At 69.5% G+C, this 25,932-nt stretch carries 19 protein-coding genes; 14 read left to right on the top strand and 5 right to left on the bottom strand.

The window, feature by feature from the left end; translation table 11 throughout:
- The first annotated feature begins 25 nt into the window (after window positions 1-25).
- The gene (gene rfbA, locus ACFVBH_RS33760) at window positions 26-925 is read left to right on the top strand and encodes a glucose-1-phosphate thymidylyltransferase RfbA (RefSeq protein ID WP_379008011.1); all 900 of its coding nucleotides are present in this window, start codon (window positions 26-28) and stop codon (window positions 923-925) included.
- Window positions 926-927: 2 nt separating this feature from the next.
- The gene (locus ACFVBH_RS33755) at window positions 928-1,488 is read left to right on the top strand and encodes a dTDP-4-dehydrorhamnose 3,5-epimerase family protein (RefSeq protein ID WP_354986507.1); all 561 of its coding nucleotides are present in this window, start codon (window positions 928-930) and stop codon (window positions 1,486-1,488) included.
- 94 nt (window positions 1,489-1,582) lie between these two features.
- Here the strand turns inward: ACFVBH_RS33755 and ACFVBH_RS33750 are convergent, their stop codons facing one another.
- Window positions 1,583-2,989, bottom strand: a complete 1,407-nt coding sequence (locus tag ACFVBH_RS33750) for an MFS transporter (protein ID WP_379008719.1) — start codon at window positions 2,987-2,989, stop codon at window positions 1,583-1,585.
- A gap of 165 nt (window positions 2,990-3,154) precedes the next feature.
- On the opposite strand from ACFVBH_RS33750, the gene ACFVBH_RS33745 reads away from it, so the two are divergent.
- The gene (locus ACFVBH_RS33745; RefSeq protein WP_354986505.1) at window positions 3,155-3,559 is read left to right on the top strand and encodes a MarR family transcriptional regulator; all 405 of its coding nucleotides are present in this window, start codon (window positions 3,155-3,157) and stop codon (window positions 3,557-3,559) included.
- A 111-nt stretch (window positions 3,560-3,670) separates the two neighbouring features.
- On the opposite strand, the gene ACFVBH_RS33740 is transcribed toward ACFVBH_RS33745, so the two are convergent.
- Window positions 3,671-4,540 (bottom strand): helix-turn-helix transcriptional regulator, encoded by an 870-nt coding sequence (locus ACFVBH_RS33740; RefSeq protein WP_354986504.1) that lies wholly within the window; start codon window positions 4,538-4,540, stop codon window positions 3,671-3,673.
- A 41-nt stretch (window positions 4,541-4,581) separates the two neighbouring features.
- A complete protein-coding gene (locus ACFVBH_RS33735) occupies window positions 4,582-5,166 on the bottom strand; it encodes a DUF4282 domain-containing protein (RefSeq protein WP_379008006.1) in 585 nt (194 codons plus the stop codon).
- Window positions 5,167-5,542: 376 nt separating this feature from the next.
- Between ACFVBH_RS33735 and ACFVBH_RS33730 the strand changes: the two genes are divergently transcribed.
- Complete coding sequence (locus ACFVBH_RS33730) at window positions 5,543-5,998, top strand: hypothetical protein (RefSeq protein ID WP_379008003.1); 456 nt, start codon at window positions 5,543-5,545, stop codon at window positions 5,996-5,998.
- 196 nt (window positions 5,999-6,194) lie between these two features.
- Here ACFVBH_RS33730 and ACFVBH_RS33725 read toward each other — a convergent pair whose 3' ends face one another.
- Window positions 6,195-6,743, bottom strand: a complete 549-nt coding sequence (locus tag ACFVBH_RS33725) for a LuxR C-terminal-related transcriptional regulator (protein WP_379007999.1) — start codon at window positions 6,741-6,743, stop codon at window positions 6,195-6,197.
- Between the two features lie 149 nt (window positions 6,744-6,892).
- On the opposite strand from ACFVBH_RS33725, the gene ACFVBH_RS33720 reads away from it, so the two are divergent.
- The 4 genes from ACFVBH_RS33720 to ACFVBH_RS33705 all read left to right on the top strand — a co-directional run bounded on the left by ACFVBH_RS33720 (window position 6,893) and on the right by ACFVBH_RS33705 (window position 13,198).
- On the top strand, window positions 6,893-9,559 hold the full coding sequence (locus ACFVBH_RS33720) for a molybdopterin-dependent oxidoreductase (RefSeq protein WP_379007997.1): 2,667 nt from the start codon (window positions 6,893-6,895) through the stop codon (window positions 9,557-9,559).
- A gap of 16 nt (window positions 9,560-9,575) precedes the next feature.
- Window positions 9,576-11,603 carry an adenylate/guanylate cyclase domain-containing protein gene (locus tag ACFVBH_RS33715; RefSeq protein ID WP_379007995.1) on the top strand — a complete coding sequence of 676 codons (2,028 nt, stop codon included), beginning with the start codon at window positions 9,576-9,578 and terminating at the stop codon, window positions 11,601-11,603.
- Between the two features lie 40 nt (window positions 11,604-11,643).
- Window positions 11,644-12,306, top strand: coding sequence for a Crp/Fnr family transcriptional regulator (locus ACFVBH_RS33710; protein WP_379007993.1), 663 nt, complete (start codon window positions 11,644-11,646; stop codon window positions 12,304-12,306).
- 268 nt (window positions 12,307-12,574) lie between these two features.
- The gene (locus ACFVBH_RS33705; protein ID WP_354986497.1) at window positions 12,575-13,198 is read left to right on the top strand and encodes a pyridoxamine 5'-phosphate oxidase family protein; all 624 of its coding nucleotides are present in this window, start codon (window positions 12,575-12,577) and stop codon (window positions 13,196-13,198) included.
- A 19-nt stretch (window positions 13,199-13,217) separates the two neighbouring features.
- On the opposite strand, the gene ACFVBH_RS33700 is transcribed toward ACFVBH_RS33705, so the two are convergent.
- A complete protein-coding gene (locus ACFVBH_RS33700; protein ID WP_354986496.1) occupies window positions 13,218-13,700 on the bottom strand; it encodes a GtrA family protein in 483 nt (160 codons plus the stop codon).
- A gap of 70 nt (window positions 13,701-13,770) precedes the next feature.
- Between ACFVBH_RS33700 and ACFVBH_RS33695 the strand changes: the two genes are divergently transcribed.
- The 6 genes from ACFVBH_RS33695 (at window position 13,771) to ACFVBH_RS33670 (ending at window position 25,916) form a co-directional block, all read left to right on the top strand.
- A complete protein-coding gene (locus tag ACFVBH_RS33695) occupies window positions 13,771-15,249 on the top strand; it encodes an FAD-binding protein (protein WP_379007991.1) in 1,479 nt (492 codons plus the stop codon).
- Window positions 15,246-16,007 carry a decaprenylphospho-beta-D-erythro-pentofuranosid-2-ulose 2-reductase gene (locus ACFVBH_RS33690; RefSeq protein ID WP_354986495.1) on the top strand — a complete coding sequence of 254 codons (762 nt, stop codon included), beginning with the start codon at window positions 15,246-15,248 and terminating at the stop codon, window positions 16,005-16,007. Before ACFVBH_RS33695 ends, ACFVBH_RS33690 begins: the two co-directional genes overlap by 4 nt.
- A gap of 340 nt (window positions 16,008-16,347) precedes the next feature.
- Window positions 16,348-18,432 (top strand): galactan 5-O-arabinofuranosyltransferase, encoded by a 2,085-nt coding sequence (locus ACFVBH_RS33685; protein ID WP_379007987.1) that lies wholly within the window; start codon window positions 16,348-16,350, stop codon window positions 18,430-18,432.
- Between the two features lie 244 nt (window positions 18,433-18,676).
- Window positions 18,677-20,494 (top strand): glycosyl transferase, encoded by a 1,818-nt coding sequence (locus ACFVBH_RS33680; RefSeq protein WP_379008717.1) that lies wholly within the window; start codon window positions 18,677-18,679, stop codon window positions 20,492-20,494.
- A gap of 209 nt (window positions 20,495-20,703) precedes the next feature.
- A complete protein-coding gene (locus ACFVBH_RS33675; protein WP_379007985.1) occupies window positions 20,704-22,530 on the top strand; it encodes a glycosyl transferase in 1,827 nt (608 codons plus the stop codon).
- A gap of 101 nt (window positions 22,531-22,631) precedes the next feature.
- Complete coding sequence (locus ACFVBH_RS33670; RefSeq protein WP_379007983.1) at window positions 22,632-25,916, top strand: arabinosyltransferase domain-containing protein; 3,285 nt, start codon at window positions 22,632-22,634, stop codon at window positions 25,914-25,916.
- Window positions 25,917-25,932: the final 16 nt, after the last annotated feature.

Here is a 25,932-nt window from a genome sequence, read left to right as displayed (position 1 = left end):
GACCCAACTGGCAGACTGCTGTGACATGCGTGGAATCATCCTGGCGGGCGGCACCGGGTCGCGTTTGCACCCGATCACGCGTGGGGTGAGCAAACAACTGGTCCCCGTCTACGACAAACCGATGGTGTACTACCCACTGTCGACCCTCATGCTGGCGGGCATCCGGGACATCCTGGTCATCACCACCCCCGAGGACGCCGCGGCCTTCACCCGGCTCCTGGGAGACGGCAGCCAGTTCGGCGTCTCGCTCACCTACGTCGTACAGCCCGAACCGGACGGCCTGGCCCGGGCATTCGTGCTCGGCGCGGACCATATCGGCACCGAACCCGCCGCACTCGTGCTGGGCGACAACATCTTCCACGGCCCCGGCCTGGGCACCAGCCTGGGCCGCTTCGCGCGGCTGGACGGCGGCGCGGTCTTCGCCTACCGGGTCTCGGACCCCACCGCCTACGGCGTGGTCGAATTCGCCGACGGCAAGGCCATTTCCATCGAGGAGAAGCCCAAGCACCCGCGCTCGAACTACGCGATCCCGGGACTGTACTTCTACGACAACGACGTCATCGAGATCGCGCGCGACCTGAAACCGTCCGACCGCGGCGAATACGAGATAACCGACATCAACCGGGCATACCTGGAACAGGGCAGGCTCCAGGTGGATCTGCTGCGCCGCGGCACGGCGTGGCTGGACACCGGCACCTTCGACTCGCTGCTCGACGCCGCGAACTACGTGCGCACCATCGAGGAGCGCCAGGGCCTCAAGATCGGCGTCCCGGAGGAGGTGGCGTGGCGGCTGAACTACATCGACGACGAGCAGCTGCGCGCCGTCGCCGAACCGATGGTGCGCTCGGGTTACGGTGCGTACCTGCTGAACCTGCTGGCCATGGGCCGCGATCACGCCGGATTCGACAAGCGACAGGACGAGTGAACATGCGCATTCGGGAACTCTCGGTGCCCGGGGCGTGGGAGTTCACCCCCGCCCTGCACGGCGACGAGCGCGGAGTCTTCGCCGAGGCGTTCAAGGCCTCGGAGTTCGAGAAGGCGGTGGGCCGGCCCTTCGAGCTGCTCCAGGTCAACACCTCGACCTCGGCGGCGGGCGTGCTGCGCGGCATCCACTACACCGAAACCCCGCCCGGGCAGGCCAAATACGTGACCTGTACGCGCGGCGCGTTCCTGGACGTGGTGGTGGACCTGCGGCCCGGATCGCCGACCTTCGGGCGGTGGGACAGCGTGATCATCGACGATGTGGAGCGCAAGTCGGTGTACCTGGCCGAGGGGCTCGGGCACGCGCTGCTCTCCCTCGCGGACGACTCCACGGTCATCTACCTGTGCTCGCTCGAGTACTCCCCCGAATTCGACCGGGACATGGACGCTTTCGACCCGGATCTGGGCATCGAATGGCCGAGCGTGGGCCGGGACGGCGAGCCGCTGACCTTCGTGCGCTCGCCCAAGGACGCGGCCGCGCCGCGCTTCGCCGACATGCCGCGCTGACCGCACCGGCCCGGCGCGACCGCCCGGCCCGTACGACGCAGCCGGGGCGCACCGTGTGATCACGGTGCGCCCCGGCGCTTTCGGTGTGCCGAGCTCAGGAAACCAGCTCGACCTCCAGGTTCTTGCTCTCCTGCTGCGCGGCGAGCCGAGCCCGCGTCCCGGGCAGGTAGACCGTGAGCGCGACCAGCGCGCCGACGATCGCCACCCCTGCGGCGAACTGGAGGCCCGGCAGGTAGTTGTCGAGCACCGCGGCGGGATCGGCGTCCGGGCCGTGCACCGCGCCGGAGGAGATGATCGCGGTGGTCACCGCGAGCACGATGGCCGCACCGACCTGCATGGCGGTCTGCAGCACGCCGGCGGCCAGCCCCTGCTCGTCGTCGTCGATGCCGCTGGTGGCCTGAATGTTGATGGCGGGGAAACCGACCCAGCCGATGCCGATCAGCAGGATGGCGGGCAGCAGCACCGTCAGGTAGCCCGGCGCGGTGTCCAGGCGCAGGTACATCAGGTAGCCGATGGCCATGACCGTCAGCGTCACCGCGATGATCGGGCCGGTGCCGAAGCGGTCGACCAGCTTGTCCGAGACGAACGCGGAGGAGACCACCAGGATGCCGACCGGCAGCAGCGCCAGCGACAGGTGCAGCGGGGTCCAGCCGAGGGTGTCCTGCAGGTACAGGGTGGTGATGAACTGCCAGCTGAAGAAGGATCCGGCCACGGCGATGATGGCCAGGCTGGCCCGCCACAGGGTGGGCTTGCGCAGGATGCCGAGCCGCACCAGCGGGTAGCGCACCCGCTTCTCGACCGCGACGAAACCGGCGAACAGGGCGACGGCGGCGAGGAAGGACAGCACCGTGCGCGCCGAGAGCCAGCCGGCCTCGGGTGCGGAGACCACGGTGTAGACCAGCAGCAGCATGCCCGCGGTGGACAGCAGCGCGCCGAACAGATCGTGACCGCCTTCGTCGGCGGGCTTGTCCTTGGGCACCAGGTAGAACGCGGCAACCAAGGCGGCGAGGGCGATCGGCACCGGGAGCAGGAAGGTCCAGCGCCAGCCGAAGCCGGTCATCAGGCCGCCGAACAGCAGGCCCATGGAGTACCCGCCCGCGCCGAACACGGTGTAGATGGACAGCGCCTTGTTGCGGGCCGGGCCCTCGGCGAAGGTCGTGGTGATGATGGACAGGCCGGTGGGCGCGGTGAACGCGGCGGCCAGGCCCTTGATGAAACGGGTCAGGATCAGCAGCGGACCGGAGCTGACCAGCCCGCCCGCCAGGGACGCGACGGCGAAGACCGCCAGCGCGATGAGGAAGACCTTCCGGCGTCCCAGCAGGTCGGCGGTGCGCCCGCCGAGCAGCAGCAGGCCGCCGTAGCCCAGGACGTAACCGGAGACGAGCCACTGCAGGGTCGAGGTCTCGAGGCCCAGTTCCGAGCCGATGGACGGCAGCGCGACGCCGATCATCGAGACGTCGAGGCCGTCCAGGAACAGCACGATGCAGAGGGTGATGAGCATGCCCCACAGCCGAATCGGCCACTGCTGGGTCTCTGCCGCTGCGGTGCTCACTGCGGAGCGGATGTCTGTGGAAGTCACGAGCGGTGACATTACATGCGCACGCATTAGTTGTCCAAACATTAAATGCGGTTGCATGATTATGGGCCGAGGACTAGGATCGGGCGCATGCCGAAGTCGACATTGCCGGTCGAACAGGCCGCCACCAGCGGTCTCGTCTCCGAGTGGCGTGATCTGCTGGCCCGGCACGCGACGACCTCCTGCGCCCTGGAAAAGGAGCTGCAGGGCAGGCATCGGATCGGGCTCAGCGAATTCGAAACCCTCGACCGTCTCATCGACGCGGGCGGGGAGAGTTACAAGATGAGTGATCTGGCCGGCGACATCCACCTGAGCCAGAGCGCGCTCTCGCGCGCGGTGGCGCGCCTGGAACGCGACGGCCTGGTCGCGCGCACCCTGTGCACGCAGGACCGGCGGGCGATCTTCGTCTGCCTCACCGACAAGGGCCGGGAAGTGCACGGCGAGGCCGCGCCGACCCACCGGGCGGTGCTGGAGCAGTCGCTACGCGATATGTGATGGCGCGCAACGCCGTAGCCGACAGGCGCGGCGCTGGAGCCGATACCCGCTACGCCGCAGTCGATACCCGCGACGCGATCCGCCGCGGCCGATGCCGCGGCGGCCGCGTGTTCAGCCCGCGCGCAGGGTGTCGATGAGCGGAAGCGCGTCCACCGCGATGGCCGCCACCGAGGCGAACGCCTCGCGGTAGCGCTCCACGTCGGGCTCCTTGTCCAGGTAGGACGATCCGGTCAGCGATTCCACGTAGACCACCGGTGGTTCGTTGGCTTCGTTTGCGGCGGCGGGGAATTCGAGGAGCACGAAGCGCCCCGCGTCCATGCCGAAGTGGTAGCCGCAGTCCGCGGGCAGCAGGCGCAGGCGCACATTCGGCAGCTCGCCGAGTTTGCGCAGCCGGTCCAGCTGGCCCGCGGTCACCTCGTCGCCGCCGATGCGGTGCCAGAGCACCGCCTCGGAGATCACCACGTCCAGCCGCAGCGGCGCCTCGGCGCGGGTGAGCAGCGCCTGGCGGGCCGCGCGGACCCGCACCCGCCGATCCATCTGCTCGGCCGAGATGCCCGGATAGGCAGCGGCCAGCACCGCGCGCATATAGGCCTCGGTCTGCAGCAGGCCCGGCACCAGCTCGTTCTCATAGGTGGTGAGGCGACCGGCGGCCTCCTCGAGGCCGATGTAGACCTCGTACCCCTCGTCGATCACATCGCCGTACTCGGTCCACCAGCCGCGCGCCTTGGTTTCCCGGGCCAAGGCGGTCAACGGCGAGATGGCGTCCTCCGGAGCGCCGTAGATCCGGCACATCGCTTCGACGTCCAAACTGCGCAGCGAGGTCTGGCCGGTTTCGATCCGCCAGATCTTCGCCTCGGACCATTCCAGCCGCTGTGCCGCCACCCTCGTGGTCATCCGCGCGCGATTGCGCAGGTCACGCAGCTGCCGCCCGAGTTGCCTCCGCGGCATGGTCGAGCCGGTGATCCCCTGTGGTAGTGCCATCCCTCCCCCTTACGAGTCATGCGAGGGAAATTGTCGCACAATTATTTACGGGGCGAACGGCGTCGATAGCGCCAGAACTGCACGGCGCGAACGTCTTCCGAGAGCTGATTGACCGGTTCGGCCACATCGGAAAGCGCCTGGAACAGGTCGTCCGCCATGTCCGAGATCTGTTCCACGCGAGCGGCGAGGCGCGAGGCGTTCAGCACGAACTCCAGCAGCAGGCGCACCACCGCGGCGATGGTCAGGCCCAGCGGCACCGCGAACACCAGCGCGAACACGAGTCCGAGCCAGGTCGAAATGCGCCACAGCCCTACGGTTCCCACGATGGGGATAGCTACCGCGGCGGCCAGGCCGAGCAGGTACGCCAGCGGCAGCAGCGTGCGGGTGGCGGCGTGCTGGAACTGCACGTCCAGCAGACTCTTGGCCGCCGCGACGCTCCACGCGCCGAAAGCGCTTGGGCTGGCGAAGGGTTCGACGGGCTCTTCGGCCTGCTCCGCCTCGGCCGCCGCGCGCCTGGACATGCGCCGGGCAGCGGTTTCCTTGAAGGCCGCCCAGCGGCCGACCTCGAACTCTTCCTCGTCGAACTCCTCGAGTTCGGCTGCGCTCGTGTTCGATTGGTCGGTCATGACGACGATCCTCTCTCCCCCAGACCATTTCGGTCACGGGAAGTGTCGCCGGTGTCGCACCCCGGCGGCCGACCGACACGATGTGTTCTAGAACACTTCCCCGAATGACGCGGGCGAATCGGGGCACGGGGCCGCCAGCGGCCTTGACGGCATAACTGCTGGCAGCGGCCCGCAATCACGGTTTCGTCCCAACTGGGACACGGACACTTCGGCGCCAAAATCCCCGCAAAGTGCCGCTTCGACGGGCACAACCGAACTCGGAGAGAAAAGAACGTGTAACGGTTCGGACGTCTGGTTGCGATACGTCGCACAGAGCAGGACGTAGATCTACCGGGGAATGGAGAAACCAGTGCGTACGACGTTTTCGTCTTCCGTTATGGCGGCAGCACTGGCCGCTTCTGCGCAGGAATACACGCAGCGCGGCTGGACGGTTGCCGAGACGGCCAACGGCATCAGCCTGGTCACCGACGAGAATCTGTCGGGCATCGAGCTCACGGGAGAGACGGCCGCATTCGTGCGCCGCTTCCTGCGGGCCAATGACCTGACCGGCCCGATCATCGAGATCCCGGGGCCCGAGCGCCGCGAGATCCACCTGGTCACCGGCCTCCGCAAGGCCACCGCGGCCATCGAGGCGCTGCGCGCGGCGGGTGCGATCGTGCACACCGACGGCGCCGGCATCCCGCTGCCGCCCACCCAGCTCTTCGACGGCTCGGCCTGCTGGGGCGTGGCCCCGCACGAGGCTCGCTGGGTGCCGCCCGTCGTCGCCATCGGGGCGGGCGTGCGCGCCGCCACCAAAGGCGTCAAGCCGCAGGTGTCCCGTATCGCTTCCTGAGACCGGTCAGCTGTAGTTCCACAGCCACGAACCGCGAGTGCACCCCGGCACCCGCGGTTTTTGGCGTATTCGGGGCACGGATGTGAAAACACGACAGCACCCGGGACTTTCGTCCCGGGTGCTGCTGTTATGTGCTCAGGCTACCGATAATCGGTGCGGTCAGCGGCGAAATCGGCCGGACACTCCGGAATGTCGTTCACGCGCTGCGCAATGCGCGGGACCCGCGGCCGCCGTGCTGCACCGGGTTCGCCCTGGGGCCGCCGGGGTGACCGCCCTGGCGCAGCAGCAATTGCTCCAGCACCGCCGTGCGGGCCGCGCGGCGATTGCGCACGCCGAGTTTGCGCAGGATCGCCGACACGTGGTGATCGACGGTCCGCACCGACAGCACCAGGGAGTCGGCGATCTCGGCATTGGTCAGGCCCGCGCACAGCAGATCGGCCACGTCGCGCTGCCGGGCGGACAGGCGGTAGACCGCCGGCGGCTCGGCCGCGGCGTTTTCGGCGGGTTGGTCCGGCAGCAGCACCGCGAGGTCGGCGGGCACCGCGCCGCGCACATCGGGCTGCACCACCGCCGCGACCTCGGGCGGGACAGCCGCCAGCCCGTCCGCCGGGGAGTCGGGCATGCGCACGAACAGGCCCGGCTCACCGCCGATGGTCAGCGCGACCACCGAACCGGCGCCCGCCGCCACCTCGTCGTACGCCCGGCGCAGCGCGTCCAGGGCCTGTGCCCGATCGAGAAACCGCATGTCCCGAGCCTGGCGGGGACCGGGCGGAAAGTCTGTCCGCGCGCATACGCCGCCTCTGTCGGGAATCCGACACAACGGACTCGGGCCGCGGTGCGGGTGAGTCTGCTCGCTCCTGTTTCGCCTCCCGGGTTCCCGCGCGATGATGAGGTATGACCCCCGTCACGAACAGCTCGCGGACAACGACGCCCCCGGGGGCCGACGCCCCGCGGACCCTCCTTCGCACCTGCCCGCTCTGCGAGGCCGTGTGCGGGCTCGAGATCACCCTGGACGCCGCCGATCACGTCACCGCCGTGCGCGGTGATCAGGCCGATCCGTTCAGTCGCGGCTTCATCTGCCCCAAGGGCGCCAGCCTCGGGCAGCTGGACGAGGACCCCGAGCGCCTGACCGCGCCGATGCTGCGGGACCGGGCGACCAACCGCTGGCGCGCGGTGAGCTGGGACGAGGCCTTCGGGGTGATCGCCGATCGGCTCCCGCCGATCGCCGCCGAGCACGGCAATCAGGCGCTCGGGCTGTACCTGGGAAATCCCAACGCGCACACCGTCGCCGGGGCGCTCTACGTGCCGCTGCTCATCCGGGCGCTGGCCACCCGCAATCTGTTCTCCGCCAGCACCGCCGACCAGATGCCCAAGCAGGTGGCCAGCGGACTGATGTACGGCGATCCGCTGACGGTGGCGGTGCCGGACCTGGATCGCACCGACTACCTCCTGATGCTCGGCGCGAATCCGCTGGAGTCGAACGGATCCCTGTGCACGGCACCGGATTTCCCGGGGCGGCTCAAGGCGCTGCGCAAGCGCGGCGGCCGCCTGGTGGTGGTGGATCCGCGCCGCACCCGCACCGCCAAGCTGGCCGACGAGCATCTGTTCGTGCGGCCCGGAAGTGACGCGTACCTGCTGTTCGGGATCGTGCGCGCGCTGTTCGCCGAGGGGTTGACCACCGTGCGCGTCGGGGTCCGCGGCCTGGACGAAGTGCGCACGGCCGCCGAGCCTTTCACCCCCGAGGTGGTGGCCGAGCGCACCGGCGTGCCCGCCGAGACCGTGCCGCGGCTCGCGCGCGAGCTGGCGGCGGCGCCGACCGCGGCCGTCTACGCGCGGATCGGCACCTGCACGGCGGAGTTCGGCACCCTCACCCAGTGGCTGGTGGACGTGGTGAACGTGCTCACCGGGAACCTGGACTCCCCGGGCGGCGTCATGTTCGCGGAGGGCGCGGCGCTGGGCATCGTGCGCACCCGCCCGTTCCGGCTCGGGCGCTGGAACAGCCGGGTCCGCGGCCTGCCCGAGGCCATGGGCGAGCTGCCGGTGGCGACGCTGGCCGACGAGATCCTCACCCCCGGCACCGGACAGATTCGCGCCATGGTGACCGTCGCCGGGAATCCGGTGCTGTCGGCGCCGAGCAGCGCGCGCCTGGACGAGGCCTTCGCGGGACTCGACTTCATGGTCAGCGTGGACAGGTACCTCAACGAGACCACCCGCCACGCGGACGTGATCCTGCCCCCGCCCCGCATCACCCAGTCCCCCCACTACGACTTCGCCCTGCTGCAGTTCGCGGTCCGCAACTACGCCCGCTACTCCCGCCCCCTGGTCCCGCTGGCCGGCGAGCCCTCCGAGGCCGAGGTGATGGCCCGCCTGGCCCTGGCCGTCACCGGCCAGGAGCTCGCCCCCGGCATGGATCCCCTGGCCACGGTCGACGAGATAGTCATCGCGGGCACCCTGCACAAGGCGGGCCTGGCCGACCGCCGCGCGGACCTGCTGGGCGACAACACCACCGAGCAGCGCGTGGACCTGATGCTGAAACTCGGCCCGTACGGCGAGTGGACCCATGAGCGGTCGGCGACGACGCCTGTGCCCGGCGAACCGGCCCGAAACGCCTCCTCCCCAGCAGCTTCCGACGCACACACCGCAGCGCGGACCGATTCGGTCGCACCCGCGACAAACACCGAAGAAGGCGCGAACTCCCACCCCGCAGCGGGATTCGGCGCGTCGACCGGATCAGAACCGGCCACCGACCCCGCAGCGGCCGAAGCGTGGACATCGTCGCGCGAGAATGAGGGGGCGCCTGCCGATCCGGCCGCGAACAGTGGAGCGGTGGCAACCCCTGCCGCGACGCCTACCGCAGACGGCGCGAACTCCTATCCCGCAGCGGGATTCGACGCGTCGACGGGACTCGAATCGGGCCCGGGGAACCTCAGGGCCGCCGATCCCGGTGCGGGCGAAGGGCGGGCCTCGTCCGATGTGGACGCGGGGAGCGTGGGGGGCGGCGGGGTTCCGCGTACCGACCTGAACCTGCAAGTGCTGCTGGACAACCCGCACGGGATCGACCTCGGGGCGTTGCGGCCGCGGCTGCCGGGGCTGCTGCTTACCGCGACGCGGCAGGTCGAGCTCGCGCCGGAGGCGCTGCTCGCGGACGTGGAGCGGTTGCGGGCGCGGCTGGCGGACCCCGCGCCTGCCATGGTGCTGGTCGGGCGGCGGCAGCTGCGGTCCAACAACAGCTGGCTGCACAACGTGCCGCCGCTGGTGGGCGGGTCGAACCGGTGCACGCTGCACATACATCCGGAGGATGTGGCCCGGCTCGGGCTGGCCGACAAGGCGGTGGTGAAGTCCGCGGCGGGCGCGGTCACGGTGGACCTGGAACCGACCGGGGACATCATGCCGGGGGTCGTCAGCCTGCCGCACGGGTGGGGGCACGCCGGCAGCGCGCAGACGGTCGCCCGCGAACACGCGGGCGTGAACGCCAATGTGCTGACCGATGATTCGCTCGTGGACGCACCGTCCGGGAACGCCGTGTTCAACGGCGTCCCGGTGACGATCACCCCGGCGTGACACGGGCGCCGAACCGATGTCCTACCTCCGAATACTGCTGTGGCTCGTGCACGTCGCGCTGCCCGCCGCCGGACTGTGGCTGCTGGTGGCCAATCCGCACCTGGACCACGAGTACATGCACGGCGGGGTGCACTTCTGGCTGATCCTGGGCGCGGCGGTGCTCTCGCTGGCGCTGGGCGTGCTGCTGCTGCGGGCCGCCCGCGCCCGCCGCGACATGCGCCTGATCCTGGTTTCGCTGGTGTTCCAACTCAATTCGGGCTTCCTGGGCCTGCACGCGCTCGCCACCCCGGGCATCATCCTGACCGAATCGAACGTGGGATTCACCGGCGCGGTGCCGGTGGGGCTCATGCTCGGCGGGGTGGCGGCGCTGGCCTCGGTGGCCGAGTACGGCCCGACGGCCTGGGCGCACCGCTTCATCGACGTGCTCGCGGCCCTGCCGCTCACGCTCATGGGCGTGTGGGCGCTGCTGTCGCTGACCCGGGTGCCGCCCTTCGACGCGCATCCGAGCCCGGACGAGGTGCAGGGGCCGCTGGTGGCGGCGGCCTTCCTGGGCGGGGCCTGCTATCTGGTGGCCGCGGGCGCCTACGCCTACATGTACCTGCGCAATCGCAGCACCGTATTGCTCAGTGTGCTCACGGCTTTCGTCCTGCTGGCCGAGGCGATGTTCGCGGTCGGCTTCGGGCGCAGCTGGCGGGTGACCTGGTGGGAATGGCACGTCCTGCTCGGGGTCGCGTTCCTGCTCATCGCGGTCAGCGCGCATCGCGCGTTCCGGCGGGAGGGTTCCGCGCGCGGACTGTTCGACAGCGTGACCCAGCGCAGCACGGTCGCGGCCATCCAGCGCGATTACGCGCGGGCGCTGGAGGAGATGGTGCTCGCGCTGGATCAGCGCGCCACCGGCGGCGTCCGGCCCGACGAGCCGCTGGGCGTTGTGGGACAACAGCTTTCCCGGCGATTCGGGCTCACCGAACGCCAGGTGGCGGTGTTGCAGCAGAGCGCACGGGCGGTCGGTGACGAGCGCGAACAGGTGCGGCGACTGGGCGCGCTGGTCGCTGTCGGCGAGCGCGCCACCGTGATTCGCGGTGAGCTCGAACTGCTGGCGGAGATCCAGCGGCTGGCCAACGTCGCCTTCGATCGGGATCGGGTGCGCATCGGCGTGCAGCGTCAGGGCAGGCTGTACTTCGACGACGGTCGGCCGCCGAACCCCGCCGCGTTCGTCTTCCCGTTGACGGTCAAGGGAATTCGGTCCGGTGTGCTGGAACTGACGCGCGCGGGGAACGGCGAGCCCGGGCAGCTCGGCCCCGCCGAGCACGCGGTGGCGCGCTCGTTCGCCAGCCAGACCTCGGTGACGCTGGAGAACGCCCGGCTCTACCAGCAGCTGGACGGGCTGTTCCGGTCCTACATGTCGCCGCAGGTGGCGACCGCGCTGATCGCCGATCCCGCGCAGGCCGGGCTGGGCGGAGAGGTACACGAGGTCAGCGTGCTGATGGCGGATCTGCGCGGGTACACCCCGTTCGCCGAACAGGCCGGGCCGGTGCGGGTCATGCGCATGCTCAACACCTACTACGGCGCGATCGTGCCGGAGATCCTCGCCGAGGGCGGCACCGTGGTGCAGTTCGTGGGCGACGCGGTGATGGCCATCTTCAACGCGCCGGTGCGCCAGCACGATCACGCGCTGCGCGCGGCGCGGGCCGGCCTGGCGCTGCAGCGGGCGACCGCGGCGGTGCGCGAGAGCACCGAGGGCGCGAACGGCCGCGGCCCGGCCGGCGCGGGTGCGGCCTGGCCGATGTTCCGGGTCGGGGTGAACACCGGCCCGGCCATCGTCGGGAATGTGGGTGCGCGCGAGATGCGCAACTTCACCGCTATCGGCGACACCACCAATCTCGCCGCGCGCCTGGAGGGTTTGGCCGAGCCCGGCACCGTGGTGGTCGGCCCGCTGACCCGCGAGCGCCTCGGCGCCGCCGCGCGGGTGCACTGCCTGGGAGATTTCGACATCAAAGGTAAGAGTCTGCCGGTGACGGCGTTCCGGCTGGAAGGACTGCGATGAATACCGTGCCCGCGCGGGCTGTTCGGCCGAGGCGGTCGCGATGGTGATGGAATTCCCACTGCTGGAGGGTCTCTCACCGGTCGAGCGGCGCGAGTTCATCGCGGCCTGCACGCCGCGCAGGTTCCGCCGGCGCGACATCGTCTGTCACGAAGGCGATCCCGGCGATTGCGTGCACCTGATCACCGGCGGGCGGCTGGTCGTGCGCGTGACCACCCCGCTCGGTCACACCGCCACCCTGACCATTCTCGGTCCCGGCGACATGTTCGGCGAGCAGGCGCTGCTGAGCCCGGACGCCCGGCGCACCGCCACCATCGTGGCCGTCACCGACGCCACCACCCTGACCCTGAATCGGTCGCAATTGGAGCGGCTGCGCCTGCAGCATCCGCAGGTGGAGCGGTTCCTGACCACCTCGCTCGCCGCCCAGGTCCGCCGGCTGTCCGCCTCGGTGCTGGAGGCGCTCTACCTGCCGGTGGAGACCAGGGTGCTGCGGCGGCTGGCGCACCTGGCCCGGGTGTACGCCGACGGCGCCGGCACTCCCGCGCTGATCAACCTGACCCAGGAGGACCTGGCGTCGATGGCGGGCACCACCCGGGCCACCGCCAACAAGGTGCTGCGCGAACTCGAGGATCAGGGCGTGGTGCGCCTGAGCCGGGGCGCGGTCACCGTGCTGGATCCGGCGTGGTTGGCCACACGCGCCCGATAGCGCGCTGTGCACGCACGCGAATCCCCATTCCGCACATTCAGCGCATCGACAGCAAATAGACGAAAGACTCTTGCGGAAGCTTTCATTCGGGAGGATCGTCGATCGGGAAGGCTCGCCCGGTTTCCGACTACCCGGCCCCACCAGGGCCGTTCTGCCGGTTCACGCCATTCGGCACACCAATATAGTTAAACCGTATAGGGTTTCGGGTGGCCGTTGTTCGTGGCCGAGCCTCTTCCATCCGGTATTCAGCTACCAAAGGGGGCGCACGATGCCCGGTATCAGAAACGGCAGCGATGGCGAACGGGAACTGCAGGAGCGCTACGGCACGCGCGATCGCGCGGACCGCTTCTACTCCGATCAGATGCGAACCCGGCTCAATGCCACCATGATCGAATTCATCGGCCGGATGGATATGGCCTTCATCGCGACAGCCGACAAACACGGCGAGTGCGACAACAGCTTTCGCGCCGGAAAACCCGGCTTCCTGCACGTCATCGACGACGGCACCCTCGCCTACCCGGAGTATCGCGGCAACGGGGTGCTGGCCAGCCTCGGCAATATGCTGGAGAACCCGCACATCGGCATCCTCCTCATCGATTTCGTGCACGACCTCATCGGCCTGCACATCAACGGGACCGCCCGCATAGTCGACGACACCCTCATGCGCCGCTGCGTCGCCGGCCTGCCCGCGGACGATCGCGGCCGCCGCCCCGAGCGCTGGGTCGTGGTGGATGTGCAGGAGTGCTATATCCACTGCCGCAAGCACATTCCGCACCTGGTCCCGGCCCAGCGCGAATCGCGCCAGTGGGGCACCGACAACGTCCGAGCCAAGGGCGGGGACTACTTCCACGCCAAGGCCGACGCGGAACAGGACGCGCTGGTCGATCACTGACCGCGCGCCGGGTGACCGATCAGTTGATCTTGAAGATCACCGCGCGCTGCACGATGAAGTTGATCACCGTGGCCGTGCCCTGGGCGATGACGAAGGCCAGCAGCACGGTGACGTTCAGATCGTTCCCGAGCGCCGAGAGGTTCAGCGTGGGGAACGTCTCGATCACGAGGGCGTTGAGCCCGACCTGTGCGGCGAATGTCACGCCGTAGAGCGCGATCACCGCGGCGAAGCGCTTGCGACTCGGCGGCGCCTGGAAGGTCCAGCGGCGGTTGATGAGATAGGCCGTCGTGGTGCCGGCGATGAAACTCAGCGCCTTGGCGATGTCACGCGGCAGGCCGACGACATTCCAGAGCAGCAGGTACAGACCGAAGTCGACGATCGCGGAGAGGCCGCCCGTCACGCCGAAGCGAATGATCTGGGTCTTCAGATCGACGTCCGTGCCGCCGGGCTCGTCGACCAGGGGCAGCTCGGGCGGCAGGGGCAGGTGGGGTTCCGCGGTCACATCGCAGAGCGTAGTGCCAGGGGAGCAGGACACGAGCCGCGAACTGGTTATACCTGTAGCCTCTATCCCGATGTCCACGAAAGCTCAGACCACCACCAAGGACGCCGCCGACAGCAGTTCGGCGAGCGCGGGTGCGGACGCAGCGTCGAGCGGTTCGTTCGAACTGCCGACGCGCACCCGTCGCCTGACCGGATGGGGTCGCACCGCAGCCACCACATCGGAAGTTCTCTCCACGAGTGACCCGGAGCTGATCGCCCAGGCGGTCGCCATGGTCGCGGAGGACAACGACTCCAAGCCCGCGCACCTGCGCCGCGGCGTCATCGCGCGCGGCCTCGGCCGCTCGTACGGCGACCACGCGCAGAACTCGGGCGGGCTCGTCATCGATATGCCGGCGCTGAACCGCATCCACCGCATCGACCGCGATTCGCGCCTGGTCGACGTGGACGGCGGTGTCAGCCTGGACCAGCTCATGAAGGCGGCGCTGCCGTTCGGGCTGTGGGTGCCGGTGCTACCGGGTACCCGCCAGGTCACCATCGGCGGCGCCATCGCCTCCGATATTCACGGCAAGAACCATCACAGCGAGGGTTCTTTCGGCAATCACGTCAGGTCCATCGACCTGCTGACCGCCGACGGCAAGGTCTCCACCATCGGCCCGAAGAAGAACGCCAAGCTCTTCTGGGCGACCGTGGGCGGCAACGGCCTGACCGGCATCATCCTGCGCGCCACCATCGAGATGGTGCCCACGGAGACGGCCTACTTCATCAACGACGGCGTGAAGACCACCACGCTGGACGAGACCATCGCCGCGCACAGCGACGGCAGCGAAGCCAACTACACCTACTCGAGCGCCTGGTTCGACGCCATGAACCCGGCGCCGAAACTGGGGCGCGCCTGCATCACTCGCGGCCGGCTGGCCAAGCTGGACGAGCTGCCCGCGAAGAAGCAGCGCAATCCGCTCAAGTTCGACGCCCCGCAGCTGCTGACGGTGCCGAACATCTTCCCGAGTTTCACCGCGAACAAGCTGACCCTGGGTTCGGTCGGCGAGGCGTATTACGCCATGGGCGGCAACTACACCGGCAAGATCCAGAACCTGACGCAGTTCTATCACCCGCTCGACATGATCGCGGAGTGGAATCGGGCGTACGGTCCGGCGGGATTCCTGCAGTACCAGTTCGTGGTGCCGACCGAGGCGGTCGAGGAATTCAAGAAGATCATCATCGATATCCAGGCGTCCGGGCACTACACCGCCCTGAACGTTTTCAAGCTGTTCGGCGCGGGTAATCCGGCACCGTTGAGTTTCCCGATGCCGGGCTGGAACATCTGCGTAGACTTCCCGATTCGACCGGGCCTCAACGAGCTCGTCACCGATCTGGACCGCCGCGTCATGGAATTCGGCGGCAGGCTCTACACCGCGAAGGACTCCCGCACCACCGCGGAGACCTTCCACAAGATGTACCCCCGGATCGACGAGTGGATCAAGATCCGCCGAAGTGTCGATCCCACAGGCGTTTTCATGTCCGATATGGCGCGAAGGCTGGAGCTTCAGTGATCAACGCGGTAGGGAATCCGCAGTCCATTCTGCTTCTCGGCGGTACGTCGGAGATCGGTCTCGCGATCGTCTCCGAGTACCTGAAGAAGGGGCCGGCCCGCATCATCCTGGCGGCGCTGCCGGGCGACCCGCTGCGCGAGGACTCCGTGCGCCTGATGAAGGACGCCGGCGCGAGCGAAGTGCAGGTCATCGACTTCGACGCCCTCGACACCGACTCGCACCCGGCCGTCATCGACGCGGCCTGGGCCGGCGGTGACGTCGACGTGGCCATCGTCGCGTTCGGCATCGACGGCGACGGCGAGGTCTTCTGGCAGGACCAGCGCAAGGCCGTCACCATGGTCGAGATCAACTACACCGCGGCGGTGTCGGTCGGCGTACTGCTCGGCGCGAAGATGAAGGCGCAGGGCTACGGCCGCATCCTGGCCATGTCCTCGGTCGCCGGTGAGCGCGTGCGCCGGTTCAACTTCGTCTACGGCTCCACCAAGGCCGGGCTCGACGGCTTCTACCTGGGCCTGGGCGAGGCCCTGGCCAAGTTCGGCCCGCGGGTCACGGTCATCCGCCCCGGCATGGTGCGCACCAAGCTCTCCGCGCACGCCAAGGAGAACGGGCTGACGGTGAACAAGGAGGACGTGGCCGTGCTCGCGGTGGCCGCCTCCGAGAAGGGTAGGGAAATCGTCTGGGCCCCGGGCACTTTCCGGTACGTCATGATGATCCTGCGCCACGTTCCGCGCCCGATCTTCCGCAAGCTGCCCATCTAGGGTCACGCGAACCGGCACGAACCGACAACTGCCGCACCTTCACTCGAAGGTGCGGCAGTTCTCGTTCACCCGGAAGCGCGTCCTCCCGGCCCGCGCGCACGGCGGGCGGCGGCCGCGGCATGCGCCCGGACCCGCCGTGCGGTGCGGGCGGGAACCCGGCCCGCGCGCGGACCGTCGCCGGTGCCGTGCGCGGGCGCGCGGGCGCCGGTGGCCATTAGGCTGACCCGCGGCGGCCGGTTGGGCGCCGGGCACGGTGACGAGGATCCGGAGGCGGAGTGCGAAACATCGAGCGGCTGGCTGCGTACGGCGCGAACGTGCCCGATGCGAGTGGGGCGCGCCGATGAGCGCCACGGGCCCCGGGGCCACCCCGGAAGTCCCACCGGCGACCCCGACCGCTGCGACTCCCCCGCCGCAGGCCCCCGCACCGGACGCTTCAGGGGCCACCCCCGTACCGGATCCGGGCGCACGCCGGGGCACGGTGGCGACGCGGCTCGTCGGCAATGCCCTGGGCGAAGCGATCCTCGCACTCGTCGTCGCGGGCGTCGTGGCGGGTATCGGCCTGTTCGTCTTCGGACGCGTGCAGTGGCCCGCGTTCAACTCCTCCAACGTGACCCGGGCGCTGACCACCGTCGGGCAGGTGGCCGCGATCGCCGTGCTGGTGATCGCCGTCGCGCTGATTCGCGCGCACCGGCGCCCCTTGCTGGCGAAAGTGCTGTCCTGGGCCGGACTTTCGGCCTTCGTCACGGTCACCCTCGGTATGCCGCTGGCCGCGACCAAGCTGTACCTGTTCGGGCTCTCGGTCGATCAGGAGTTCCGCACCCAGTACCTGACGCGGCTGACCGACGGTGTGGCACTGCGGGATATGAACTACATCGACCTGCCGCCGTTCTATCCCGGCGGCTGGTTCTGGGTCGGCGGCCGCTTCGCGAATCTCGCCGGGCTGGACGGCTGGGCGGCGTTCAAGCCGTTCGCCATCATCGGGCTCGCGGTGGCGGCGGTGCTGGCACTCGTGCTGTGGTCCAAGCTGATTCGCGCGGACTGGGCGGTGCCGGTCGCGACCGCGGTCACCGCCATGACGCTGGCCTACGGCTCGCCCGAGGCCTACAGCGCGGTGCTCATCCTGCTGTTCGTACCGGTGCTGATCCTGGCCTGGGGCGCGCTGTACCGCCCGGCCGAACCGGCCGCGGCGACCGCGGGCGGCTGGGGCGCGGTCATCGGCACCGGACTGTTCCTGGGCCTCGCGGCGACCTTCTACACGCTGTACCTGGGCGCGGCCGCCTTCGCGGTCACCCTGATGGCGCTGATCGCGATGGGCCTGGCGCTGCGCGAACGCCGGGCCGCGCTGCGAGCGGCGCGCCGACTCGAGCCGGCGACCCCGGTGCGCGGGGCCTGGCGCACGATCACGCCGATTCTCGTGCGACTGGTGACCATCGCCGTCATCGCGGGCCTGCTGGCGCTGACGGTGTGGCTGCCCATCATCATCGACACGCTCAGCGGTAAGGGCGTCAGCTCCGGCGGCAGCGCCCTGCACTACCTGCCCGAATCCGGCGCGGAACTGCCGCTGCCCATGTTCGAGCTCTCCCTGCGCGGCGGCTTCTGCCTGCTCGGCATCGTCTGGCTGGTGCTGCGGGCGGGCAGCTCCCGCCGGGCGCAGGGGCTGGGCATCGGCGTGGTGGCCGTGTACCTGTGGTGCCTGCTCTCCATGGCCGCCACCGCCGCGGGCACCACCCTGCTGGCCTTCCGCCTCGAACCGATCCTGCTGGCCCTGCTGGCCGCGGCGGGCTCCTTCGGTTTCGTCGAGGGCGTCCGGGCGCTGTACCAGGTGCTCAACGAGCCCGCCCGGCTGCGACCGGCCGCCGCGGTGGTGGCGGTGCTGGCCGCGGTGGCGTTCGCCCAGCAGATCCCGCACGTGCTGGACGTGGAGATCACCACCGCCTACACCGACACCGACGGTGACGGCGTGCGCGCGGACAAGCGGCCGCCGTCCGCGGTCTCGCACTACGCGGCCGTGGACGCGGCGCTGCGCGAGCAGACCGGCCGCGCCCGCGACGAGAGCGTGCTGCTGACCGCGGACACCGGTTTCCTGGCCATCTACCCGTACTGGGGCTTCCAGGCGCTCACCTCGCACTACGCCAATCCGCTCGCGGACTTCCCCGCGCGCGCGGCCGAGATCAAGCGCTGGAGCACGCTGGCGTCCGCGCCGGAGCTGATCGCGGCGCTGGAGGTTTGCCCGTGGCGGGCGCCGGACGCCTTCCTGTTCCGTCGCGCGGGCGACGACTACACCCTGCGCCTGTCCGAGGACGTCTACCCCAACGATCCGAACGTGAAGCGGTACACCGTCGCGTTCCCCCGAACACTGTTCGCGGACCCGCACTTCCGCGTCACCGACATCGGACCTTTCACCCTCGTGGTGCGGCAACCGTGAGCTGTTTCGCGAAATGTGGTGTAGCTCACTACAAATCTGAATAAGAGGACGAGACAAGGCTCACTTATCCCCAGAATCGCGTCCGAATCTGGGGATACAGGCCCGTTTCTGTGGATAACTCATCCACTTGCCAGCGCAATCTCAGCCGGGACCGGTAGCGTGAGCCGCTGATTGTGAAGGCAAGAGGAGTTGGCGCGTGGCATTGGGGTGGGCGAACATCCGAGCATCCGACGAGGAATCCGCGGTGGCGGTGCTGGATCGGACCGCACCGCGGCCGGTTCACCCGGAAGCGACGCGGCCGCAGCGGGTCCTTCGCCGAATCCGCTCGGCGCGTACCGATCTGATCGTCGCCACCGGTTATCTGGCGCTGGCGATCTTCGTACTCGCCGGGCAATGGCTGCACCCCAGCAGCGGCTACCTGATCAAGAGCGGTCAGGACCAGACGATGTGGGAGTGGTTCTTCGCGGTCACCGCCCACAAGATCGCCAACTTCGAGAATCCGCTCAGCACGCTGCTGCAGAACTACCCCGACGGCGTGAACATGATGGCCAACACCGCCATGTTCGGCGTCGGCGTCCCGCTCACGCCGGTCACGCTGCTGTTCGGGCCGACTGTCACGTTCGTGCTGGTGCTCACGCTCGGCCTGTTCGGCACCGCCTTCGCCTGGTACTGGCTGTTCTCGCGCGAACTTGTGAGCTCCAAATTCGCTGCGGCCGTGGGCGGTTTGTTCTGCGGCTTCGCGCCCGCCATGATCTCGCACGCCAACGCGCACCCCAACTTCGTGGTGCTGGCGCTGCTGCCGCTCATCGCCCTGCAGATCATCAAAATGGCTCGGCGCGCGAACAATTCGCTCGAGGCCCGCAAGGCGCGGCGCCTGCGTGACGCGTTCGTGCTCGGCCTGCTGGTCGCCCTGCAGATCGCGCTCGGCGAGGAGCCGCTGCTCATATTCGCGCTGTCCTTCGCGGTTTTCGCGCTCGTGTACTACCTGCACACCCCGCGCGCCATGCTGCGCGTACTGCGCTCGATCACCCCGACCGTGCTGCTGGCCGCGCTGATCACGGTGGCGCTCACCGAGATTCCGCTGTGGTGGCAGTTCTTCGGCCCGCAGTCGTACCGGATGATCGATCACGGCCCGATGGGCAACGACTTCAAGGCGCTGTTCCAGTTCCCCTCCGAATCGCTCGGCGGCATGGTCATGCACGGGCAGAACGTGGCCATCAACCCGACAGAGGAGAACTCGTACTTCGGGTGGCCGCTGCTGCTGGTGATCACCGTCGCGGCCGTGCTGATGTGGCGCGAGCGCGCGGTGCGCGCCGCGACCGTGGTCATCCTGGGTTTCACCGCGCTCTCGCTGGGCTCGACGCTGATGTTCGGCAAGCACGACACCGGCTTCGCGCTGCCGTGGAAGTTCTTCGAGCGGGTGCCGCTGCTGAACTCGGTCCTGGAATCGCGTTTCACCATCGCCGCCGTGCCCGCCATCGCGCTGATCCTGGCCTTCGCCACCCAGCGCGCCCTGGACTACTGGAAGGTCTCGGTCACCGATTGGCGGCCGCTGGCCTGGTTCGGCGCGCTGGCGTTCGCGCTGCTGCCGCTGGCCCCGACCATCCTGCCGGTGGTGGAGCGCTCCCCCACCCCGGCCTTCTTCGCCGATGGGACAGTGCGCCAGTACGTCTCGGGCGGTTCGGTGGTCGTGGCCCCGCCGCCCACCCCGCCGGATGCCCGCGCACTGCGCTGGCAGTCCGACGCCGACTTCACGTTCCCGCTGGCCGGCGGCTACTTCGTCGGCCCCACCGGCGTGGACAAGAAGGGCCGTTACGGCCCCGACGACCGGCCCACCGCCAGCCTGCTGATGCAGGCGCAGAAGTCGAATCGGGTGCCGGTCATCGACCAGGCCGTGCGTGATCAGGCCCTGGCCGACCTGCGCTACTGGCAGGCGGACGTGGTGGTGCTGCCGCCGACCGAGAACAGTGACGCCCTGCGCTACACCGTCGATCAACTGCTGGGCTTCCCGGCGCAGCGGGTGGACGGCGTCTGGCTGTGGGACGTGCGCGGGCTCGTCTGAGCCGTCCCTGATCGCCGCCGAGCCGCGGCGCGGACCCCGGACAATCCGGGGCTCGCGCGCGGGGTCGTTCGCGAAGACAATCTCCGTGACCGTGTATCACTCGCGCCCGGGTACCGTGAGCGGCTGATCTCGAACGTGATTGTCAGAGGGAGCTAGGGCGCGTGGCACTGGGGTGGGCGACTGATCGGACCGTGAAAGTCCGACCGGCGGTGGAGGTTTCGAAGCACGACGCACCGGAGGCTCCGCCCCGGCGAAGACGGCCGTCCCTCGCGGGGCGGCTGCGCGCGGCGCGCACGGATGTTCTGATCGGCCTGGGATATCTGGCGCTGGCGGTGTTCGTGGTCGGCGACCTGTGGCGGAACACGGGCACCGGCTACCTGACCAACAGTGATCAGGATCAGATCCTCTACGAGTGGTTCTACGCGCTCGGGGCGCACAACATCACCGACGGCGCGAGTCCGTTCTTCACCACGCTGCAGAACTATCCCGACGGCGTGAACCTGATGGCGAACACGCTCATGTACGGGTTCGGCGTGCCGTTCGCGCCGGTGACCCTGCTGTTCGGGCCGACCGTCACCTTCGTGCTCGCCCTCACCCTCGGCCTGTCCGGCACGGCGTTCGGCTGGTACTGGGTCTTCTCGCGGGAGCTGGTGAGCTCCAAGGCCGCCGCGGCCCTGGGCGGCGTGTTCTGCGGCTTCGCGCCCGCCATGATCTCGCACACCAACGGTCACCCGAATTTCGTCTTCCTGGTGCTGCTCCCGTTCATCGCGCAACGCGTCGTCAAGATGGCGCGCCTTGCGCAGGACGCCCCCGAGGCGGGGAGCGAGCGGCGGCCGCGCGACTCGATCGTGCTGGGATTGCTCGTCGCCCTGCAGATCTCGCTGGGCGAGGAGCCGCTGCTGATCTTCGCGCTGGCCTTCGCGGTCTTCGGCCTGGCCTACCTGCGCACCCGCGCGGCCATCGTCCGGACGGTGCGGGTCATCGCGCCGCCGGTGGGGCTCGCGGCACTGATCACCTTGACGCTCACCGCGATTCCGCTCGGCTGGCAGTTCTTCGGGCCGCAGTCGTATCGATTCGTCGGACTGGGCCGCGTGGGCAACGACATCCTGGCGCCGTTCCAGTTCTCCGCGCAATCGGCCGGCGCCGCCCTGTCGATCGGCCCGGACGTGGAAATCAATCCGACAGAGCACAATTCCTACTTCGGCTGGCCGCTGGTGCTGGTGCTGCTCGTGGCCACGGCGCTGCTGTGGCGCGAGCGAATCGTGCGGGCCTGCCTGGTCGTCGCCCTGGGGTTCAGCGCGCTGTCCATGGGCATCGTGCTGTCCTTCGCGGGCAACTACACGATCATCCCCATGCCGTGGATCCTGTTCGGCTGGATCCCGCCGGTGAACGGGATCATCGAATCGCGCTTCACCATGGCGGCCGTTCCGGCCATGGCCATCGTCATGACCCTGGCCACCCAGCGCGCGATCGACCACTGGCGCACCGCGGGCACGCGGTGGCAGCCGATCGCCTGGTTCACCGCACTCGCGTGCGCGCTCGCCCCGATCGCACCGACCATGCTGCCGGTCTCCGACCGCTCCCCGACGCCGGTCTTCTTCACCGACGGCACCGTGGAGGGGTACCTGTCCGGCGGCGGCGTGATGTCCGTGCCGCCCGCCACCGCGATCGATACGCCCGCCCTGCAGTGGCAGGTCGACTCCGATTTCGCGTTCCCCCTGGTCGGCGGCTACTTCGTCGGGCCGGACGGCGCGGACGGGCGGTCCCGGTACGGCGCCGACGAGCGGCCGACCTCGCGCCTGCTCACGCGGCTGGATCAGCTGGAACGCGTGCTCGGCTCGACCACCGTCCCGGTCATCGATCAGGCCGACCGCGATCAGGCCGTCATCGACCTGCGGTACTGGGAGACCGACGTGCTGGTCCTGGACGTGAACGAGGACAGCGTCACCCTGCGCACCACCGTGGATCAACTCCTCGGCATTCCGGCGCGGCAGGTGGGCGGGGTCTGGCTATGGGACGTGCGGCACCTCCGCTGACGCGACCGCGCGGCGCGAAATCCCCACGGCCCGACCGCCGGCCGGCGGTCCGAGCACGGCGAACGGACCGCCGGGCCCCGTGATCGCTAGCATCGGGGATCGTGCGCGAAGACACCCGAGCGTTTCATCGCATCCGCCTCATCGCCGTGGTCTCCGGACTGCTGGGCTTTCTGCTGGCGGTGCTGACGCCGATCCTGCCCGTGAAACAGGATCGGCCGACCCTGAATTGGCCGCAGGGCGACGCGGTGAACATCGAAGCGCCGCTGGTGTCGTACACGCCGCTGACGCTCGATGTCAGCATCGGCTGCGAGGTACTGCGCGAGCGGCCCACCGGCACCCTGTTCTCGACCGTCCCGGTGGCATCCGGGAAGGCGGTCGACAAGGGGCTGGTGGTCCGGGTGGACGATGCGGCGGCCGCCGAGGCAAACCCCGCCGTCCCGGCCCAGCGCACGATTTCGGTTCTGCTGCGCAACATTCCGCTGCTGTCCGCGCCGATCGACGAGATCCAGAACTGCGGGTCCCTGACCCTGCACTCGGACGCGACCGAGACCCGCGCCGAGTTCGCGGGAGCCGCGCGCAAGGACGGAACCCCGTTCGTGGGCAGGGTCGCCGGCGACACCCGGCCGCAGCTGGTCGGCATGTTCACCGACCTGCCGAAGGACCGGCTCGGGGCCTCGACGGCGCACGCCGAGATCGACGCGCGCTTCAGCAGCACACCGAGCTGGATCAAGCGCATCGCCATCGCCGGCGCGGTCCTGTGCACGCTGATCGCCCTGCTCGCACTGCATCTGCTCGACACCCGCGACGGCCGCAAGCCGCGCCGCTTCCTGCCCATGCACTGGTGGCGTTTCCGGCCGGCCGACGGCGTGGTGCTCGGCACGCTGGTGCTCTGGCACTTCATCGGCGCCAACACCTCCGATGACGGCTACATCCTGAACATGGCTCGGGCCTCGAAGGTTTCGGGCTACATGGCCAACTACTACCGCTGGTTCGGCGTCGCCGAGGCCCCCTTCGGCTGGCCGTACGAGGTGCTGGTGTGGATGTCGCGCATCAGCGACTCCAGCCCGTGGATGCGCTTGCCGTCGCTGCTGGCCGGAATCGTGTGCTGGCTGGTGATCAGCCGGGAAGTGCTGCCGCGCCTGGGCGCACGCGTGCGCCGCGACAACGTCGCGGTCTGGACCGCCGGACTCGTGTTCCTGGCCGCCTGGATGCCGTACGACAACGGCCTGCGCCCCGAACCCCTCATCGCCGCCGGCGCACTGCTGACCTGGTGCTCGATGGAACGCGCCATCGCGACCGGCCGGCTGCTGCCCGCCGCGGTGGGCGTCCTGATCGCCGCGTTCTCGCTCGCCGCCGGGCCGACCGGGCTCATCTGCCTGGCCGCGCTGGTGGCCGGATCCCGGCCGGTGCTGCAGGTCATCATCAAGCAGGCCCGCTCGGACGGAAAGAACACCGGCCCCGCCCTGCTGCGGTACGCCGCACTGCTCGCGCCCGGCGTAGCGGCCGGAACCCTGGTCCTGGTGGTCGTTTTCGCGGATCAGACGCTCGCCTCGGTCATGGAGGCCACCCGCGTCCGCACCGCCATCGGGCCCAACGTGGCGTGGTTCGACGAACGCACGCGGTGGGATTCGCTGCTCATGCTCTCCCCGGACGGCTCGCTGGCCCGGCGCTTCGGCATTCTGGCCATGCTGCTGTGCCTGGGCGTGTGCGTGATGGTGATGCTGCGCAAGAACGGCCGCATCCCGGGCACCTCGCGCGGGCCGTCCGCGCGCATTCTCGGCATCGTCTTCATGTCGCTGTTCTTCATGATGTTCACCCCGACCAAGTGGACGCACCACTTCGGCGTGTACGCCGGGCTCGCGGGCTCGGTGGCGGCGCTGGCCGCGGTCGCGGTGGGCGTCAACGGGATTCGCTCGCCGCGCAATCGCACCCTGTTCACCGCCGCCGTGTTCTTCCTGCTCGCCATGACGTTCACCGGACCCAACGGCTGGTGGTACGTGTCGAGCTACGGCGTGCCGTGGTTCGACAAGGCACCGCTCGTCGCGGGCAAGGGCTTCTCCACGCTGTTCCTGGGCCTGGCCATCCTGTGCCTGCTCATCGCCGCGTTCCAGCACTACCGCGAGCCGTACACGACGCCGAAACCGGTGCGCGGCTTCGACAAATTCGCCAGCATGCCGCTCACCATCGCCGCGGCCGCCCTGGTGCTCTTCGAGGTCGCCTCGCTCGCCAAGGCCGCCGTCACCCAGTACCCGGCGTACTCGGTCGCCAAGTCCAATATCCAGGCCCTGGGCGGTGATTCGTGCGGGCTGGCCAATGACGTACTGGTGGAGACGAACACCCGCGATTCGCTGCTGCGGCCCTGGACCGGCTCGGTCGCGGACGGATTGTCCGCCGAGAACACCGGATTCACCCCCAACGGCGTGGCCACCGACCTCACCGCCGACGCCGAGGAGACCGTCACCGGCGGCGCGAACTCGGTCGACAAGGACTCGGCCAACAAGACCACCAACACCACCGGCGCGGGCACCGGCGGCGGCACCAGCGCCGAGACCGGCGTCAACGGCAGCACCGTCACCCTGCCCTTCGACCTCGACCCCGCCACCACCCCGGTACTGGGCAGCTACAGCGAGGACGAGCAGGCCGTCGCCAAGCTGACCACCGGCTGGTACCGCCTGGACCTGACCGACGACATGCGGGCGGACCCGGCCTACCGGGTGCTCGCGATCACCGCCGCGGGCCGCATCCGGTCGGTCAACAAGGACGGCGTGGAGACCTACGGCCAGGATCTGTTCCTGGAGTACGGCACCCGCGCCGCCGACGGCACGATGACCGGCACCGGCCGCGTCCGGCCGATCGACATCGGCCCCGCTCCGTCGTGGCGCAACCTGCGCGTCCCGCTGGACCAGATCCCGGTGGGCGTCAACGCCGTTCGCCTGGTAGCCAACGACGTGGACATCACCCAGCGCCAGTGGCTGGCCGTCACCCCGCCGCGCCTCCCGAAGCTGGAAACGCTGAACTCCGTTGTCGGCGACCGTGCCCCGGTCCTGGAGGACTGGCACGTCGGCCTGGCCTTCCCCTGCCAGCGCCCCTTCGACCACCACGACGGCGTGGCCGAGGTCCCCGAGTGGCGGATCCTGCCCGACCGCACCGGCTCGGACGCCTCCAACGCCTGGCAGGACGACATCGGCGGCGGCCCCCTCGGCTGGACGGGCCTGCTGCTGAAGTCCGCGACGATCCCGTCCTACCTGAACGACGACTGGTCCCGGGACTGGGGCTCCCTGGAGCGCTTCACCCCGTACGTCCCGGACGCGGCCCCGGCCGACTTGCAGGTGGTCGTCGAAACCCGCACCGGCTTCGCAAAAGACGCACCGATCCGAGCGAAGTAGAGATCGCTTTCGCACC

Source organism: Nocardia sp. NPDC057668, assembly GCF_042799795.1.
Taxonomy (GTDB): Bacteria; Actinomycetota; Actinomycetes; order Mycobacteriales; family Mycobacteriaceae; genus Nocardia.
Note: the sequence above shows the minus strand (reverse complement) of the source record. Positions and strands in the feature narration are given on the sequence as shown.

What these genes read in the sequence shown, in the direction of transcription:
- ACFVBH_RS33755 (WP_354986507.1), top strand. Translation starts at nt 928, where the DNA reads ATGCGCATTCGGGAACTCTCGGTGCCCGGGGCGTGGGAGTTCACCCCC.
- ACFVBH_RS33740 (WP_354986504.1), bottom strand. Translation starts at nt 4,540, where the DNA reads ATGGCACTACCACAGGGGATCACCGGCTCGACCATGCCGCGGAGGCAA.
- ACFVBH_RS33735 (WP_379008006.1), bottom strand. Translation starts at nt 5,166, where the DNA reads ATGACCGACCAATCGAACACGAGCGCAGCCGAACTCGAGGAGTTCGAC.
- ACFVBH_RS33715 (WP_379007995.1), top strand. Translation starts at nt 9,576, where the DNA reads ATGTCCTACCTCCGAATACTGCTGTGGCTCGTGCACGTCGCGCTGCCC.
- ACFVBH_RS33725 (WP_379007999.1), bottom strand. Translation starts at nt 6,743, where the DNA reads ATGCGGTTTCTCGATCGGGCACAGGCCCTGGACGCGCTGCGCCGGGCG.
- ACFVBH_RS33710 (WP_379007993.1), top strand. Translation starts at nt 11,644, where the DNA reads ATGGTGATGGAATTCCCACTGCTGGAGGGTCTCTCACCGGTCGAGCGG.
- rfbA (WP_379008011.1), top strand. Translation starts at nt 26, where the DNA reads ATGCGTGGAATCATCCTGGCGGGCGGCACCGGGTCGCGTTTGCACCCG.
- ACFVBH_RS33750 (WP_379008719.1), bottom strand. Translation starts at nt 2,989, where the DNA reads ATGCTCATCACCCTCTGCATCGTGCTGTTCCTGGACGGCCTCGACGTC.
- ACFVBH_RS33745 (WP_354986505.1), top strand. Translation starts at nt 3,155, where the DNA reads ATGCCGAAGTCGACATTGCCGGTCGAACAGGCCGCCACCAGCGGTCTC.
- ACFVBH_RS33695 (WP_379007991.1), top strand. Translation starts at nt 13,771, where the DNA reads ATGTCCACGAAAGCTCAGACCACCACCAAGGACGCCGCCGACAGCAGT.
- ACFVBH_RS33720 (WP_379007997.1), top strand. Translation starts at nt 6,893, where the DNA reads ATGACCCCCGTCACGAACAGCTCGCGGACAACGACGCCCCCGGGGGCC.
- ACFVBH_RS33705 (WP_354986497.1), top strand. Translation starts at nt 12,575, where the DNA reads ATGCCCGGTATCAGAAACGGCAGCGATGGCGAACGGGAACTGCAGGAG.
- ACFVBH_RS33685 (WP_379007987.1), top strand. Translation starts at nt 16,348, where the DNA reads ATGAGCGCCACGGGCCCCGGGGCCACCCCGGAAGTCCCACCGGCGACC.
- ACFVBH_RS33730 (WP_379008003.1), top strand. Translation starts at nt 5,543, where the DNA reads ATGGCGGCAGCACTGGCCGCTTCTGCGCAGGAATACACGCAGCGCGGC.